Source organism: Phycisphaeraceae bacterium (assembly GCA_019636795.1).
GTDB lineage: Bacteria > Planctomycetota > Phycisphaerae > Phycisphaerales > UBA1924 > JAHBWW01.
In genome coordinates this window covers 58,823-72,656 of the sequence record JAHBWW010000001.1, presented here as the reverse complement: position 1 = coordinate 72,656, position 13,834 = coordinate 58,823, and the positions used below count along the sequence as shown (strand labels likewise).

The window sequence follows — 13,834 nt, the reverse complement described above, 5'->3', positions numbered from 1 at the left end:
CTGTGTCAAGAGTCGCGTCAGGATTGGCTCACTTCGTGCCTTCAGGAGAGATGCTCGAGGGCGTCCTGCACTGACCGGATCGGGGTCACTTCAACACCGCGCTGCCGTACAACCTCGTGTGAAAATGGCAGGAGAACCCGGCCGAAGCCCATGCGGCCGGCTTCGGTCAAGCGCTGCTCAAGTTGAGGCACACCAGTGACTTGTCCCGAGAGGTTGACCTCACCGACTGCACACACCCCGCGCTCGAGTGCCTTGCGGCGTTCCGCGCCCGCGATGGCCAGCAGGACGGCCAAATCCGCAGCCGGCTCGACCACCCTCAAGCCCCCCACCACCTGAGCAAACACATCCCGATCGGCAAGACGTATTCCACCGTGCTGTTCCAGAACCGCGATCAACATTGCAAGGCGGCTGCTATCGAGGCCTGAACTCTTGCGTTTGGCTGCTCCGACGAATCCAGTTGCCGTGAGGGCCTGAACTTCTGCCAGCACGCAGCGTGAGCCATGAATGACCGGGCAGACCGCCACGCCTGGTCGGGGTGCATCTGACCCGGCGCGGACACTCGCGCCACCGGGGAGTTCGGCCAGGCCTCGGCCGGTCATTCCGAAAATGCCCAGTTCGAGTGTGGCTCCATATCGGTTTTTCACCGCCCGCACCACACGCGCTGCTGCCAGACGATCACCCTCGAAGTACAGAACAGCATCAACCAGATGCTCAAGCAGTCGAGGACCGGCCAGTTGGCCGTCCTTGGTGACGTGCCCCACCAGCACCACAGCCATGCCCGAAGATTTGGCCAGCGTGACGAAATCGGCTCCACATTGGCGCAGTTGGGTCATGCTTCCGGGCGCGGCCTCGGCTCGCGAACTGGCGATCATCTGCACCGAATCGATCAGCACAATCGCAGGTTTGGACACGCGGGCTTGCTCGGCAATGCGCTCCAGACTTGTCTCGGCCAGCAGGAACAATTCTCGTGGAGCACCCAGTTCCAGCCGATCCGCCCGAAGGCGAATCTGCTCAGCCGACTCCTCGCTCGACACATACAGCACCCGGTGTCCGCGCGACGCCCAACCGGCAGCAGCCTGAAGCAGAAGAGTTGATTTCCCGACCCCCGGCTCGCCGCCGACAAGCACCACCGAACCGCGCACAAGCCCGGCATGCCCGCCCGATGAACTTCCAAAGACACGGTCGAGTTCCCCAATGCCGGTGCTCATGCGTTCAACATCCACATCGGCTCCGATGTCGGCAATTGACCGGGCTTCGGGTGCCTGGCCCGTCCAGCCTGCGAGGTGGGCAGTCGCAGAATCAATCGGCTTCTGCTCTTCGAGTGCGTCCCAGGTACCGCAATCAGGGCAGCGCCCGATCCATCTCGGGAACGTCGAACCACAGGACCGACAGGCAAAGACTGAACGGGTTTTGGCCATGACCCAATCATAGACGTACGGATTTTGTCTGGTCAAATGCGATACGACGGGTCGTATGTGGGTGCTCAACCCGCTAGCATCGACAGAGATGGAAATTTGCGATACGTCCCCCGTTGAGTCGCCGGTCAAGAAAGTTTCGCGCGCGCGGATGGTGGTTGTGCTTCTGTGCGTGGCGGTGCTCCTTGCGGGGCTGGTGTTTGCGGGTCTGATGTTCGTGACCCGGGGGTCGGCAGCCCGCTCGTTCATTCTCGGTGAACTGTCAAGCATGGTCGATGCGGATCTGGATCTGGCGCGGGTCTCGATCGGGCTTGATGGTCACATTGTGCTTTCTGATGTGACTGTGCGGGTGCGGGGTGTCCCTGGAACAGCTGGAGAAGTGATTTCTGCTCGCACAGTCAGAATCGAGACGCGTGGCTTGCTCTCGGGCAGTCCGGTGGTCGAGCGACTCCTGATCGAAGAGCCGATGGTGCGTGTGAGTCAGTCGATCGACAACGGCTGGCTCAATCTTCGCGAACTGAGATTCAGGCAGCAGGACCAGACGTCAAACGCGGCGCTGCCCGCAATCGAGATCATCGGCGGCATTATCGAACTCGGCGAGCACACGGATGCGAGGTACACCTCGCTGCGGCGCATTCCGATCAAGGGCACATTTCGGCCTTCGGATCAGGCAGATTCGTATGAGTTCGAGGTGATTCACGGCCTTGGCGGGAGCGAAGATTCGAGACTCAGCGGGCGCATCATGCCCGACGATGTCGAAGTGCTGATCGATGAACTTGATCTTGCATCGTGGCCCAACGAGGCGGTGCCTACGCGGTATCGTGAATTGCATCGGCGGCTGGCGCTTGCGGGCCGCGTCGAACCGACTCGCGTCGTCGTCAACCGCGCCACCGGCGTGGAGATTCTGGTCCGGTTGAGCGAGGTGGAACTGACGCTCCCGCTTGATGAACTGCCGGTGCAGAACTCTCGCATGACCGGAGTGTCGGGGTTTATCAGGCTTGATCCGGGCGGATTCGAGGCGAAAGTTTCCGGGCTTCTTGACGGCGTGCCCACGACCGCGCTCATCAGTGGACCCGACGCAAGCCTCGCCAGCGCCTTTGAGTGCGCTATCAGCGTCGGGCGCGTTCAGTTGACGGAGAACATCGGCCGATTGAGTTACCTGCCGGAGTATGTGCGCGAGCAACTTCAGATCTTTTCGAATCCTGTTGCGCAAGTCGAGCTCGATCTGGTCTTCAATCGCGCCTCGCAGCCGGGAAGCGAGATCGAGACCAGCGGCGAGATTCGCCTCTTTAATGGCGTGGCGTCGTACCGAGAGTTCCCTTATGAGTTTGTTGATCTCGAAGGCTTGTTTCTGCTCGATGCCGATCGCCTGACGATCAAGTACGTTCGCGGGCGGTCGACCAATGGCTCGAAGATCGAGGCCGACGGATGGGTTGCACCACTCGGCGACGATGCGGAGGCGATCATCAACGTCAGGGCGACAGATGTGCCTCTCGATGCCAAACTCCGCGCTGGATTGAGCGAGCGCAACCGAACGCTGTACGACGCGCTGCTCAGTCGCGAGGGGTATCAGAGGCTGATTGATGATGGCCGCATTGTGACCGGTCGTCAGGGCCGATTGTGGACGAGTGAACGCAATCGGCTGCGTGCGCAGTTGCGTCGCAACGAGATCGCGCCGGGTGAGATTGAGGCGGCAGCAGCGAGGGCTGACGAACTCGACGTTCTGCTGCAGACACCCGCGTTTGATGTGGGTGGTGTGGGTACGGTCAACGTCTACATTCATCGACACTTTGGTGCCGAGAGCATCTGGGATCGTGAAATTCGCATCGAACTTCCGAGTGTCGGTTTCGTGCCCGAGCATTTTCCGTTGCCGATTCTGGCTGAACTGGTAGCGATTCGCATCGTCGACGGCGAGGCGGAACTCACGAGCGGCGTGTTCAAAGGCGTCGAAGGCGGCGTCGCTCACGTCACCGCTCGAGCGCAACTTGAAGGTGAAGAACGGTCGTCGGATGTGCAGGTGACGGCCCGAGGAGTGCCGCTCACGGCAATGCTGATTGACGCATTGCCCGAGGCTCAACAGCGCAACCAAAGCGCGTTGAGTGTGCGCGAGCTGCTCGGCCGCCTTGGTCTTGCGGGCGAGGTGGATTGCGAGGCTTCGTTCTCGCAGCGCGAAGGCAGCGATGAGTTGAACTCGCTTCACATCGAGATCGTTCCCCGAGGGGTGTCTGCAAGCCCGGCGCAGGTCGATCCCGATTCGTCCGTGGGCCTGCGACTCGAAGAGATCGAAGGCATCGTCAAGGCGAACAATAAAGCCGTCGAAGTGCATTTGGGCGCTCAGGCCACATCGACTGGCATTCCGAATGGTGATGGCGAGGTGACGAGAGTTGCGAGCCGTGTTGAAGCCCACGTCGTGCTCGGGCTTGAGATCGAGGCCGGCCGACCGGAAATCGAGCAGGCGAGAGTGCTGCTGCCCTCGTTCGAGTTATCGCTTCCGATCGAGAATCTGGTTGGGATCGTTGATGTTGAGACTGCGCGACGTGTTGCCACATTGCGAGCGGCTCATGCACCAGCGGGGCGGGTCGATGCGTCGGTTTCGCGGACGGATGCGCATTCGCCAATCGTGTTGTCTATGCGTGACGGTGTCGATGTCGAGGTGAGCGCGTGGGATCATCGTTTTGGCATTATCAAGACGCAAGGCTCGCTCATCCTGACGCGCGACGAACGCACCACTCTTGCGATGGATCGTTTCGGGGGCATTTTTGCTGTCGATGGTGAGGCGGTTGGGCTGGTGACGGCCAGCGGCGTGTTTGATGCGGAGAATGGTGCTGGCAAGGCTGAGATCGAGGTGAATGAGGGACGCATCGAATCGATCGGCGCTGAGCTGCTTGTATCACGATTGATTCCAGAGTTTACCAGGACATGGCGCGAGCAGCAGCCAGCGGGTGTGCTGGATCTGCGCGTCGAGATCGAATCGGATGATGAAGTTCGCGCGAGTCAGATCGATATCCGGCCGCGTGCATTCGAGTTCGGCCCGGCAGGACATCGGGTGCGTGTGCGCGAGTCTTCGGGGCAGATTGTGCTTTTCGGCGGCAAGGGCCGCGTTGAGGAACTGCACCTGTCGGGCGAGCAGTGGTCTGGGACGCTACGAGGGACGTTTGAGGTCATGGAGGAGTCCGGCTTTGATGCCGACCTGAGGGTAGATATGCAGGCGACCGGCTTGCCGCCAAGTCTTCGAAGTCTCGTGCCTGATGACTTTGGTTCTATTCTCGATGCGATCTCAATAGATGTGGCTGGCCCGCTGCTGGTGCGCGACACACAACTGCTCGTTGGCAAGAGGTCCACAGGGATCGAAGTGAACACCGTCGGCGAGGTTATTGTCGAGAACGCGAGCGCGTCGATCGGCGTTGATGTTACGGAACTTGATGGGCGCATTGCGTTTTCGGTGCATCAGCATCCGAGTTTCGAGTCGCCGCGGTTCGAGATGCAGATCGAGGCGGATCGGTTGCGAGCGGCTGGAATTTGGTTGCTCGGGGCGGTTTGTGCCGTGAAGTCGAGCCTTGATGGTGAGGCGGTGGAGGTTGGTCCATTCAGCGCGACGGCGCACGATGGTCGAGTTGTAGGCTCGGCGGTGGTATGGCGCGACGCGGGCGCCAAGGCTCCACGATTTGACCTGCACGCGCTGATGTCAAGCGTCCGCCTGGCCCCGGTACTTGCGGATCTATCGCTCGATACCGCCGAGCCCGACCCGACGACGGCAGCGGATGAATCGCGTGGTGTGATCGATGCGCAGCTGACGCTCTATGGCGAACTCGGAGGGGCGCGACGCGGCATGGGGCAGGTGCAGATCAGCAAGGGGCGCGTGCTGAGGCTGCCGCTGCTTGTGCCGCTTATCGAGGTCAGCAACCTGCAACTGCCTCGCGGGGAACTGCTCGATATCGCGCGGGCGCAGTTTTACATTCGTGATGATGCATTAACGCTTGAAGAACTCAGCGTGCTCTCCCGCTCAATTGAACTCCTTGGCTATGGCACTCTGTCGTTGGCATCGCAGGAACTCGATCTCCGGATCAACAGCCGTGCGGTGCGGCGAATTCCGCTCGTGAGCGAAGTGCTCGACAGTGTGCGCGATGAATTGGTGACGGTACGTATTGAAGGCACGGCGCGTTCGCCGAAGATTCGTACAGAACAATTCATGACCACGCGGCGTGCGGTGCTCTCGGTGCTGGGGTGGGAGCCGAATGAACAGGAAAAACTGCTTCGCGATATCAAGCAGCGTGCACTGCGCTATCGTGAACGGGCGCGCTTGAGCAGCGAGCAGATCTCGCGCGTCGTCGATGCCTATGCACAACCAGACGAGTCTGAAAAGCCATGAGCAATGAACACAACAGAACCGAACTTGACCCGCCTGCGTCCACACAACCCCGGGAGCAAAGCGCCGCCCCGCCCGAAGTCGGGTCGCAGCGCCGGGCTGATGATGGACAGATTCAGGATCGCGTACGCGAACTGATCGAGGACGTCTCGGGCCCCGCCGACGAATATGATGCGCGGCTCGTTCGGGAGCTCATCACAGCGGCGCTCAAGCTGCTGCCCGACGGCCGGGACCGCGGCGAACTCAAACTGATGACTGCGGCGATGAAAGAGTTGCGCTACGCCTTTCGCGTGTTTGGGCAGTACCCGGACCCGCACAAGGTGACGATTTTCGGCTCGGCGCGCACGCCCCAGGACCACCCGGACTATCTGGCAGCCGTCGCGTTCAGCCGCATCATGGCCGAGCGAGGGTGGATGGTGATCACCGGGGCGGGAGATGGCATCATGAAGGCGGGCCATGAGGGCCCGGGGCGCGAAGCCAGTTTCGGAGTTGCGATTCGTCTGCCGTTCGAGACCACGGCCAATGACATCATCGCCGATGATGAGAAGCTGATTCACTTTCGCTATTTCTTTACACGCAAATTGATGTTTCTCAGTCAGGCTGAGGCGGTCGTGTGCTTTCCTGGCGGGTTCGGCACACTCGACGAAACATATGAGACGCTCACACTCGTGCAGACCGGTAAGGCGAGCATTATTCCGATCGTGTTTGTCGAGGGCGAACCTGTCGAAGGTCGGGCCGTCGCAGGCGGCGATACATCCAAAGCCATTGCCGGTTACTGGTCCGGATGGAAGACTTTTGTCGACGATCAACTGATGCGGCGCGGATGGATCAGCCCGGAAGACGACAACCTGTTCTACATCGCACGCGATCCGAAAGACGCTGCCGACCACATCGACCAGTTTTATCGCGTGTATCACTCGTCGCGCTATGTCCGCGATCAACTTGTCATTCGGCTCAAGCACGAAATTCGGGATGAAGACGTTGCGATGCTCGCGCGCGAGTTCGCGTCGCTCATCAAGACCGGCACGATCGAGAAGAGCGGCCCGCTTCGCACAGAAGAGGACAACCTGAGTCTTCCGAGACTGGTTTTCACTCATAACCGCCGGAAATATGGTTTGGTTCGCCTGCTGATTGACCGGATCAACCGGTGCCCGGCGCTCGAATAGGAACACCGTGCAACTGCTTTTCGCTCGTAGTCTGATGCTCGGGCTCATGCTTGTGGGCATGGCGGGATGCCGCGTGCCCGAGCGTACCGATCAGACCCTGACCGTGACGGAGCGGCCCGAGCCTGTCGTGGTTGGGGCGTCGATCGGGCTTGAGGTGCGGCGCGTCGTTGTCGAAAGTGCAGGGGGGCGCATCGGGCTGGCACTCGGGCCACACGCCGATCGTGCGACGGGCATTGATCCGCTGATGATGGGGCGCCTCCGGGCTGCCGGGTTGCGTGCTGTTGCGGTTCCGGTCGATCAGCTTGAAATGACGCTCGGGTCGTTGCGAACGATTGGAACCATGCAGCAGGAATGGCTGGGGCAGCTGCATTTCTGGACGCCGCTGGTGGTGGGCCCGACGCTCAACGAGCGATACACGACGGTTGAAGGTGGAATTGTCGAACTCGATCCTGGGCGGTTGCGCCTGATGGCTCGCGCGTATCTCGTGCCTCGAACGCACGACGCGCCGGAGGGGGCACAGGTCGATGCCGCCCTGCGTGTCGAGTTGATGCCACAACATGAACAGGCGGAGCGGCGGTATTTTTCCAGTATCATCGAACCTCGCACCCGTACATTTCAGGACGACGGGTTGCTGTTTCACAGGCTGCGATTCACCGTCGATCTGGTCGGCTCGCACGCGCTCGTGCTTGTGCCCGAAGATCCGCGCATTGATTGGGAGCAACTCAACACAGCTGCGAACAGTCCGGCACCCGCGCGCGACACCATGACCGGACCGACGGATCTTCCTCCAGATCAAACGCCAGATCCGGCACCAATCCCCCCGACGGTCACAACGACTCCAGGCCTGTCGCGCCTCGCGGGCCCAGAAGAGCCAGCACCACGTTCGCTGGGCGAGCAGATGTTGCGACTTCCCACCCAGACGGACATCCGAGACTCGGGCAGCGTGTCCGTGCGGCAAGAGCGATCGGTGGTGCTCGTGTTGATCCCTCACACGCCGAGGCACTACCGCCTGCTTCCCTGAATCCAAGGCGAAAGTGTTGCGTCTACCCTATCGGCGTTCTCCAACAGAAGCATTCGCCATATGCCGGACCAACTCCATCCTCTGATCGCCATCGTGCTGGTTGTGCTCGGGCTGGTGCTGACCATTACTGGGTCCGACCAGCTTGTGCGCGGTGCTGCGAGCCTCGCACGCCGACTCGGGCTGAGTTCGTTCGTGATCGGCGTGACGATTGTTGCCTTTGGCACCAGCGCGCCCGAACTCTTCACAAGCGTCCGTGCGAGTCTCGATGGTGCTGGTGGCCTCGGCGTTGGCAACGTCGTCGGGTCCAACATTGCGAACATCTGCTTCATTCTCGGCGTGGCGGCACTCTTCCGCCCCATCGCGGCGTCGCGCACTATTGCCATGCGCGATGCCCCGATTGTCCTGGGAGTCTCACTCATTGCTACAGCGATGATGCTCAACCAATCACTTTCGCGGCTCGAAGGCGGAGCCCTCTTCGCAGGAATCGTGGCCTACATCTGGTACAACCTCAAGGCCGGACGCCCGGATACGCCACAACCCCCGCCTCCAGAGAGCGATCTGGAACCAGAAAATGCCACCCCGCCGACCGATCGCGCTTTCGTCAGCAGCCTGCGAACGACGATTGGGCTGCTCGGCCTGCTCGCGGGTTCTTGGCTGCTCGTATGGGGCAGCGTGGATCTGGCCCTGTCGATGGGCGTTTCTGAGATCGTCATTGGCGCGACGGTTATCGCCTTTGGAACTTCAGTCCCCGAGCTTGCCGCTTCCATCCAGGCCGCCATACGCAAAGAGTCCGATATCGCAATCGGCAACATCCTCGGGTCCAATGTGTTCAATCTTCTGGTCGTGCTTGGAGCCGCTGCCGCTGCCAGACCGATCGCGATTTCTTCGGAAATGCTGACGATCCATATTCCGGCGATGCTGGTGACCATTGCGATTATCATTCCGATAATCGCAAGCCGATCGCGCATCGGGCGTATTGAGGGCGGGGTGCTGGTTTCCCTGTATCTGGTGTATGCCGGATACCTGTTCATCAGTGCGCTGATGTAGGCAGAATCCTGTGCGATTTCGCCCAAGAAGTGCCCCCAAATCGTCGATGATCTCGCCAGAGGACTTCATGCGCGGGGGCGAGACTGCCATATGTTGAGACTGAGCGCCATACACGCAAAACCAGGCATGCAACTCGCGATGCCCGTGCTTCATCCCAAGCACCCGTCGACGATCTTGCTCAAGGCCGGGGCGACTCTCGAGCCGCATGTCATCGCGCGCCTCCAGCAGTTCGGTATCGATGAGTTGTGGATCGCGTATCCGGGGCTCGAACAAATTGCCGAATGCGTCAGCCAAGAGGTCTGCATGGCCCGCGCGGCACTGACCAGTGTCCTCGCCGAACCATTCGATCAGGCACGCACCGGTGTTGATCCGCAGCTCGACTATCGCGTGTTTCGTCGGGCTGTGGTCGATCTGATCGACCGCCTTGCCGACTATCCGCACTCCGCGTTCTACATACAGGAAATGAACGGCTGTGGCTCGCCGATGCTGCGCTTCGCCACCAATGTGGCCTACATCGCGGTGCTCATCGGGCTCAAACTTGACTTCTACCTCGAACATCAGCGGTCGCGCCTCGACCCGGCCCGGGCCCGCGATGTCAGCCCGCTGGGCGTCGGAACACTCCTGCGCGATATCGGATACATGCGACTCGATCCCGAAGTCATTCAACGGTATCTTGCAACCCATGACGAGAGCGATCCCCCATGGCAGCAGCACACGCAACTCGGGTTTGACATCGTGCGCGGCGAGGTCGATCCCTCTGCTGCCGCTGTCGTGCTGCACCATCACCAAAGATTCGATGGCAGCGGGTTCCCGCGTCAAATGACGGGCACAGGGTTGGTAGCACTGCACGGCACAGCGATTCATGTCTTCGCACGCATCGCGGCAGCGGCCGAACTCTATGAGTCGCTTCGCTTGCCACTTGCGCCCGATGACATCGAGGCTCCGCTCCCTCTGCCTCCCGTCCGCGTTCTTCGCCTTATGCAGCAACAGCCGTATAGCGACTGGATCGACCCCGTCATTTTCCTCGGCCTGTGTGCCGTGGTTCCGCCGTACGCTCCGGGTTCGATCGTCGAACTCTCCAATGGCGTGCGTGGCGTAGTGGTGCAATGGCGACCTGCCGACCCATGCCGCCCGGTGGTGAGAGAGATCGGCAACCTCAATGATCCCGATCAGTACGCGACCGGAGAGCAGATTGACCTCAACGAACGACGCGATCTGTGCGTTGTGTTGTGGCAGGATCAGGACGTCCGTGACGAGAATTTCTACCCGTCGGAGACCTTGCGGTTCGATCTGCCGGGGATTGCGCGGGCCATGATCAATCGCGCATCCGACCTCAATGAACCTCCTCTTTCTCAGGCGTCGTGAACGTGCGTGTCGATTGCTATGATCGCGCGTGAACACGCCCCAAAGCAACGCGGTGATCCTGCTTTCCGGAGGCCTTGACAGTGCTACCGTGCTGGCCATCGCGCGACAAGAGGGATGGGTGTGTCACGCCCTGGTCATCGACTACAACCAGCGCCATCGTCACGAGATCGACGCAGCACGCCGCGTGGCCGAACAGATCGGTACTGCCTCGTTGACGATCATGCCTCTCGACTTGCGACTGTTTGGCGCCAGTGCGCTGACTGCTGATATCGCTGTCCCGAAGCATGCCGAGCAGGCGGGCATCCCCGCGACCTACGTTCCTGCGCGCAACACAGTTTTTCTTGCGATTGCGGGCGCCATGGCCGAATCACTCGCAGCACAAGCGATATTCATTGGCGTCAATGCCATTGATTACTCCGGGTACCCGGATTGCCGGCCTGAGTTCATTGAACAGTTCGAGCGCACGCTCACTCTGGGCACAAAGCAGGGCGTCGAAGGCTCGCCGATCCGGATCATCGCTCCGCTCGCATCACTAACCAAGGCGCAGATCATCGCGCGCGGCACAGCGATGGGTGTCGATTACGCGCTGACGCACAGTTGTTATGACCCGTCGTCCAGCGGCCTGGCGTGCCGCGTGTGCGACAGCTGTGTCCTGCGCAGCCGCGGGTTCGAGCAGGCCGGCATTCCTGACCCGACGCGATACTCACCATGACCACAACCATGCCTATTTCCGAGACCTTTCTCTCGATTCAAGGAGAGGGCAAACTCACCGGCGTGCCGTCGTTTTTCATTCGGGTGTCCGGGTGCAACCTGCGTTGTTCGTGGTGCGATACTCCGTATGCGAGCTGGGCGCCCGAGCAAACAGCACGTTCCATCGACAGCCTGCTCGATGAAGTGCGCGCGTCGGGCGCGGCGCATGTCGTGCTCACCGGCGGCGAGCCCTTGATCTTTTCACAGAGTGTCGAACTCAACCAGCGCTTGCGCGAGGCCGGTCTTCATGTCACGATCGAGACCGCAGGCACGGTTGCGCCCGATATCGTGTGCGATCTGATGAGCATCAGTCCAAAACTAGCCAACTCCACACCGCGAAACGACCCGCGCGATCCATCAGGCCAATGGACCGAGCGGCACGAGCAGCGCCGCCTCAACTTCGACGCGCTGCGTACATTGCTTCGCGCAGGCCTCGATTGCCAACTCAAGTTCGTGGTCTGCACACCCGACGATCTGACTGAAATCGAGCGCGTAGTGAACCAGATCGCGGGCGTCGCGCCCGGCGATGTGCTGCTCATGCCCGAAGGCGTCAAGCCAAAAACTCCAGGGCAGACACAGTGGATCGTTGACGCGTGCATCCAGCGCAACTGGCGGTATTGCCCCCGTGTCCATATCGATGTGTTCGGGAACCGCAGGGGGACGTGAGTCCTGCCGATGCTGACATATCATCGCCCGATGAAGTACCGCATCTGCAAAGCCTTTGAAGTCGAGAGCGGGCACATGCTTTTCAAGCATCCCGATCGCTGCCGATACCCGCACGGGCATTCTCGCCGCATCGAGATCGTGCTCTCGGCCGAGCACCTCGATGAGAACGACATGGTGTGCGATTTCAAGGCCATCAAACTGGCCATCGGCGAGTTTCTGGACCAGTTTGACCACGCCCTGGCCATCAACAGCGACGATCCGATTGCCGGCCCGCTCAAGCAGATCGCCGGAGCGCGCGTCATCGAGTTCGACTCGATCGACCCTACGACCGAGGTGCTTGCACGACACATCTTCGAGCGACTCGCCCGCGAGATCGGCCAGGGGCGAACATATACCGATCGCCTGGGCAATGCCTATCGCCTGCGGACGGATCTGACGCTCGAGCGTGTTCGCGTCGGAGAAACGAGCAGTTCCTGGGCCGAATACGGGCTTTGAAACTGTCACGTCCCTGTCACGCCCCTGTCACGACCAAACCTATGCACGCGGATTTCCCTATAAGCATAAGTGAAAACTGGAGGACGTTTCATGCCCAGAACCCGTGACCGAATTCTTCGCCCAATGTGCGCATTGCTGGCTGCCTGCTCGCTTGTGTTGACACCGAGCGCATGGGCCGTGTCCAACGCGACACAAAGTGACGACGCAGCCGAAGTCGAACTGCGCTACGCCCGCAGCCTGTCAAATGCGTTTCAGCGTGCTGCCGAGCGTGTTGAGCCTTCTGTTGTGCATATCACAACGCAGTCGCGCGTTGCGAGTGTTCGACGCGATCTCTTTGGCCGCAGGCTTTTCGAGCCAGATACTCTCAGGCCCACAGGCCTGGGGTCGGGCGTCATCGCCGACGAGCACGGGCTGATCCTCACCAACAACCATGTCGTCCAACAGGCCGACATACTCGTCGTGCGGCTGTCCGACGGGCGAGAGTTTCAGGCAACCATCGTCGGTTCCGATCCCCAGCGCGATCTGGCAGTCCTTAAAATCGACGCCGACAACCTCCAGCCCGCCACGCTCGGCGAATCGAGTTCGCTTCAGGTTGGCGAGTGGGTGCTGGCGATCGGAAGCCCGTTCGGTTTCAGTAACACAGTCACAGCCGGCATCATCAGTGCCAAGGGTCGCCGCGGCATCGGACTGGTGAGCGAACGCTTCAAGGACTACGAAGACTTCATTCAGACCGACGCCGCAATCAACCCCGGAAACTCCGGTGGTCCGCTCATTGACCTCGAAGGTCGCGTCATCGGCATCAACACCGCCATCGCCTCGCAATCTGGCGGCTCGGTTGGCATCGGATTCGCCATCCCAATCGATCTGGTCAAAAGTGTCATGCGCAACCTCATCGAAGTCGGGCGCGTCGGGCGCGGATGGCTCGGGGTGACCATGCAGGATCTCACGCCAGATCTGGCCCGATCCTTTGGTATGCCGGCAGATCAGAAAGGCGTGCTCATCGCAGAAGTCCTCGCGGACAGCCCGGCTGCAGCTGCTGGACTCAAGTCCGGTGATGTTGTCGTCTCGATCGCCGGCCGCGCCGTCAGTGGCGCCGCCTCGCTCATCACCGGCGTCGAGATCACGCCGCCCGGCACACAAACGAGCCTTTCGATCTATCGCGAAGGCAAGCAGCGAGAAATCAACGCTGTCATCGGTGATCGCGGCGAGCGCAACACCAAGGTCTTCGGCGGGCTCGAAGTCGATCGCCTCGGAGTGACCGTCGCCACCGTCACCGAAAACATCAGCCGCGAACTTGGGTATCAGGGCAATGACATTTCCGGCGTGCTTATCACCGATCTGCGCGCGAGCAGCCCGCTCGCACGCTCAGGCCTCGAACCCGACGACATCATCTACGGCGTGGCCAACTACCAGGTTCGCTCTGTCGATGAGTTCAAACAACTCATCGACCGCGTTAACTTCCGCGAGGGGGTGCGTTTTCAGGTCATCCGAGGCTTGCGGCGAGGGTTCATCGTCGTGCGCGAGTGAGGTCTTCGCAACACTC

The 13,834-nt window shown here is 60.8% G+C and carries 10 protein-coding genes; 9 read left to right on the top strand and 1 reads right to left on the bottom strand.

Annotation, left to right across the window (positions count from 1 at the left end; all coding sequences use genetic code 11):
- Window positions 1-41: 41 nt before the first annotated feature.
- A complete protein-coding gene (gene radA, locus KF757_00295) occupies window positions 42-1,418 on the bottom strand; it encodes a DNA repair protein RadA (protein MBX3321406.1) in 1,377 nt (458 codons plus the stop codon).
- 88 nt (window positions 1,419-1,506) lie between these two features.
- Here radA and KF757_00290 point away from each other — a divergent pair, with 88 nt between their 5' ends.
- The 9 genes from KF757_00290 (at window position 1,507) to KF757_00250 (ending at window position 13,818) form a co-directional block, all read left to right on the top strand.
- The gene (locus tag KF757_00290; GenBank protein MBX3321405.1) at window positions 1,507-5,784 is read left to right on the top strand and encodes a hypothetical protein; all 4,278 of its coding nucleotides are present in this window, start codon (window positions 1,507-1,509) and stop codon (window positions 5,782-5,784) included.
- The gene (locus KF757_00285) at window positions 5,781-6,947 is read left to right on the top strand and encodes an LOG family protein (protein MBX3321404.1); all 1,167 of its coding nucleotides are present in this window, start codon (window positions 5,781-5,783) and stop codon (window positions 6,945-6,947) included. Before KF757_00290 ends, KF757_00285 begins: the two co-directional genes overlap by 4 nt.
- A 7-nt stretch (window positions 6,948-6,954) precedes the next feature.
- A complete protein-coding gene (locus tag KF757_00280; protein ID MBX3321403.1) occupies window positions 6,955-7,968 on the top strand; it encodes a hypothetical protein in 1,014 nt (337 codons plus the stop codon).
- A gap of 60 nt (window positions 7,969-8,028) precedes the next feature.
- On the top strand, window positions 8,029-9,015 hold the full coding sequence (locus KF757_00275; protein MBX3321402.1) for a calcium/sodium antiporter: 987 nt from the start codon (window positions 8,029-8,031) through the stop codon (window positions 9,013-9,015).
- 90 nt (window positions 9,016-9,105) lie between these two features.
- Window positions 9,106-10,380 (top strand): hypothetical protein, encoded by a 1,275-nt coding sequence (locus tag KF757_00270; GenBank protein MBX3321401.1) that lies wholly within the window; start codon window positions 9,106-9,108, stop codon window positions 10,378-10,380.
- Between the two features lie 28 nt (window positions 10,381-10,408).
- Window positions 10,409-11,092, top strand: coding sequence for a 7-cyano-7-deazaguanine synthase QueC (gene queC / locus KF757_00265; protein ID MBX3321400.1), 684 nt, complete (start codon window positions 10,409-10,411; stop codon window positions 11,090-11,092).
- Window positions 11,089-11,796: a 7-carboxy-7-deazaguanine synthase QueE gene (locus KF757_00260; GenBank protein ID MBX3321399.1), complete on the top strand. Its 708-nt coding sequence runs from the start codon at window positions 11,089-11,091 to the stop codon at window positions 11,794-11,796. The genes queC and KF757_00260 overlap by 4 nt, the downstream gene beginning before the upstream one ends.
- Before the next feature lie 9 nt (window positions 11,797-11,805).
- Window positions 11,806-12,291, top strand: coding sequence for a 6-carboxytetrahydropterin synthase (locus KF757_00255; GenBank protein MBX3321398.1), 486 nt, complete (start codon window positions 11,806-11,808; stop codon window positions 12,289-12,291).
- A 90-nt stretch (window positions 12,292-12,381) separates the two neighbouring features.
- On the top strand, window positions 12,382-13,818 hold the full coding sequence (locus tag KF757_00250; GenBank protein ID MBX3321397.1) for a Do family serine endopeptidase: 1,437 nt from the start codon (window positions 12,382-12,384) through the stop codon (window positions 13,816-13,818).
- Window positions 13,819-13,834: the final 16 nt, after the last annotated feature.

Bases quoted from the DNA above. Each gene is read 5' to 3' on its own strand.
- radA (MBX3321406.1), bottom strand. From the start codon at position 1,418: ATGGCCAAAACCCGTTCAGTCTTTGCCTGTCGGTCCTGTGGTTCGACG.
- KF757_00290 (MBX3321405.1), top strand. From the start codon at position 1,507: ATGGAAATTTGCGATACGTCCCCCGTTGAGTCGCCGGTCAAGAAAGTT.
- KF757_00285 (MBX3321404.1), top strand. From the start codon at position 5,781: ATGAGCAATGAACACAACAGAACCGAACTTGACCCGCCTGCGTCCACA.
- KF757_00275 (MBX3321402.1), top strand. From the start codon at position 8,029: ATGCCGGACCAACTCCATCCTCTGATCGCCATCGTGCTGGTTGTGCTC.
- KF757_00270 (MBX3321401.1), top strand. From the start codon at position 9,106: ATGTTGAGACTGAGCGCCATACACGCAAAACCAGGCATGCAACTCGCG.
- KF757_00260 (MBX3321399.1), top strand. From the start codon at position 11,089: ATGACCACAACCATGCCTATTTCCGAGACCTTTCTCTCGATTCAAGGA.
- KF757_00255 (MBX3321398.1), top strand. From the start codon at position 11,806: ATGCTGACATATCATCGCCCGATGAAGTACCGCATCTGCAAAGCCTTT.
- KF757_00250 (MBX3321397.1), top strand. From the start codon at position 12,382: ATGCCCAGAACCCGTGACCGAATTCTTCGCCCAATGTGCGCATTGCTG.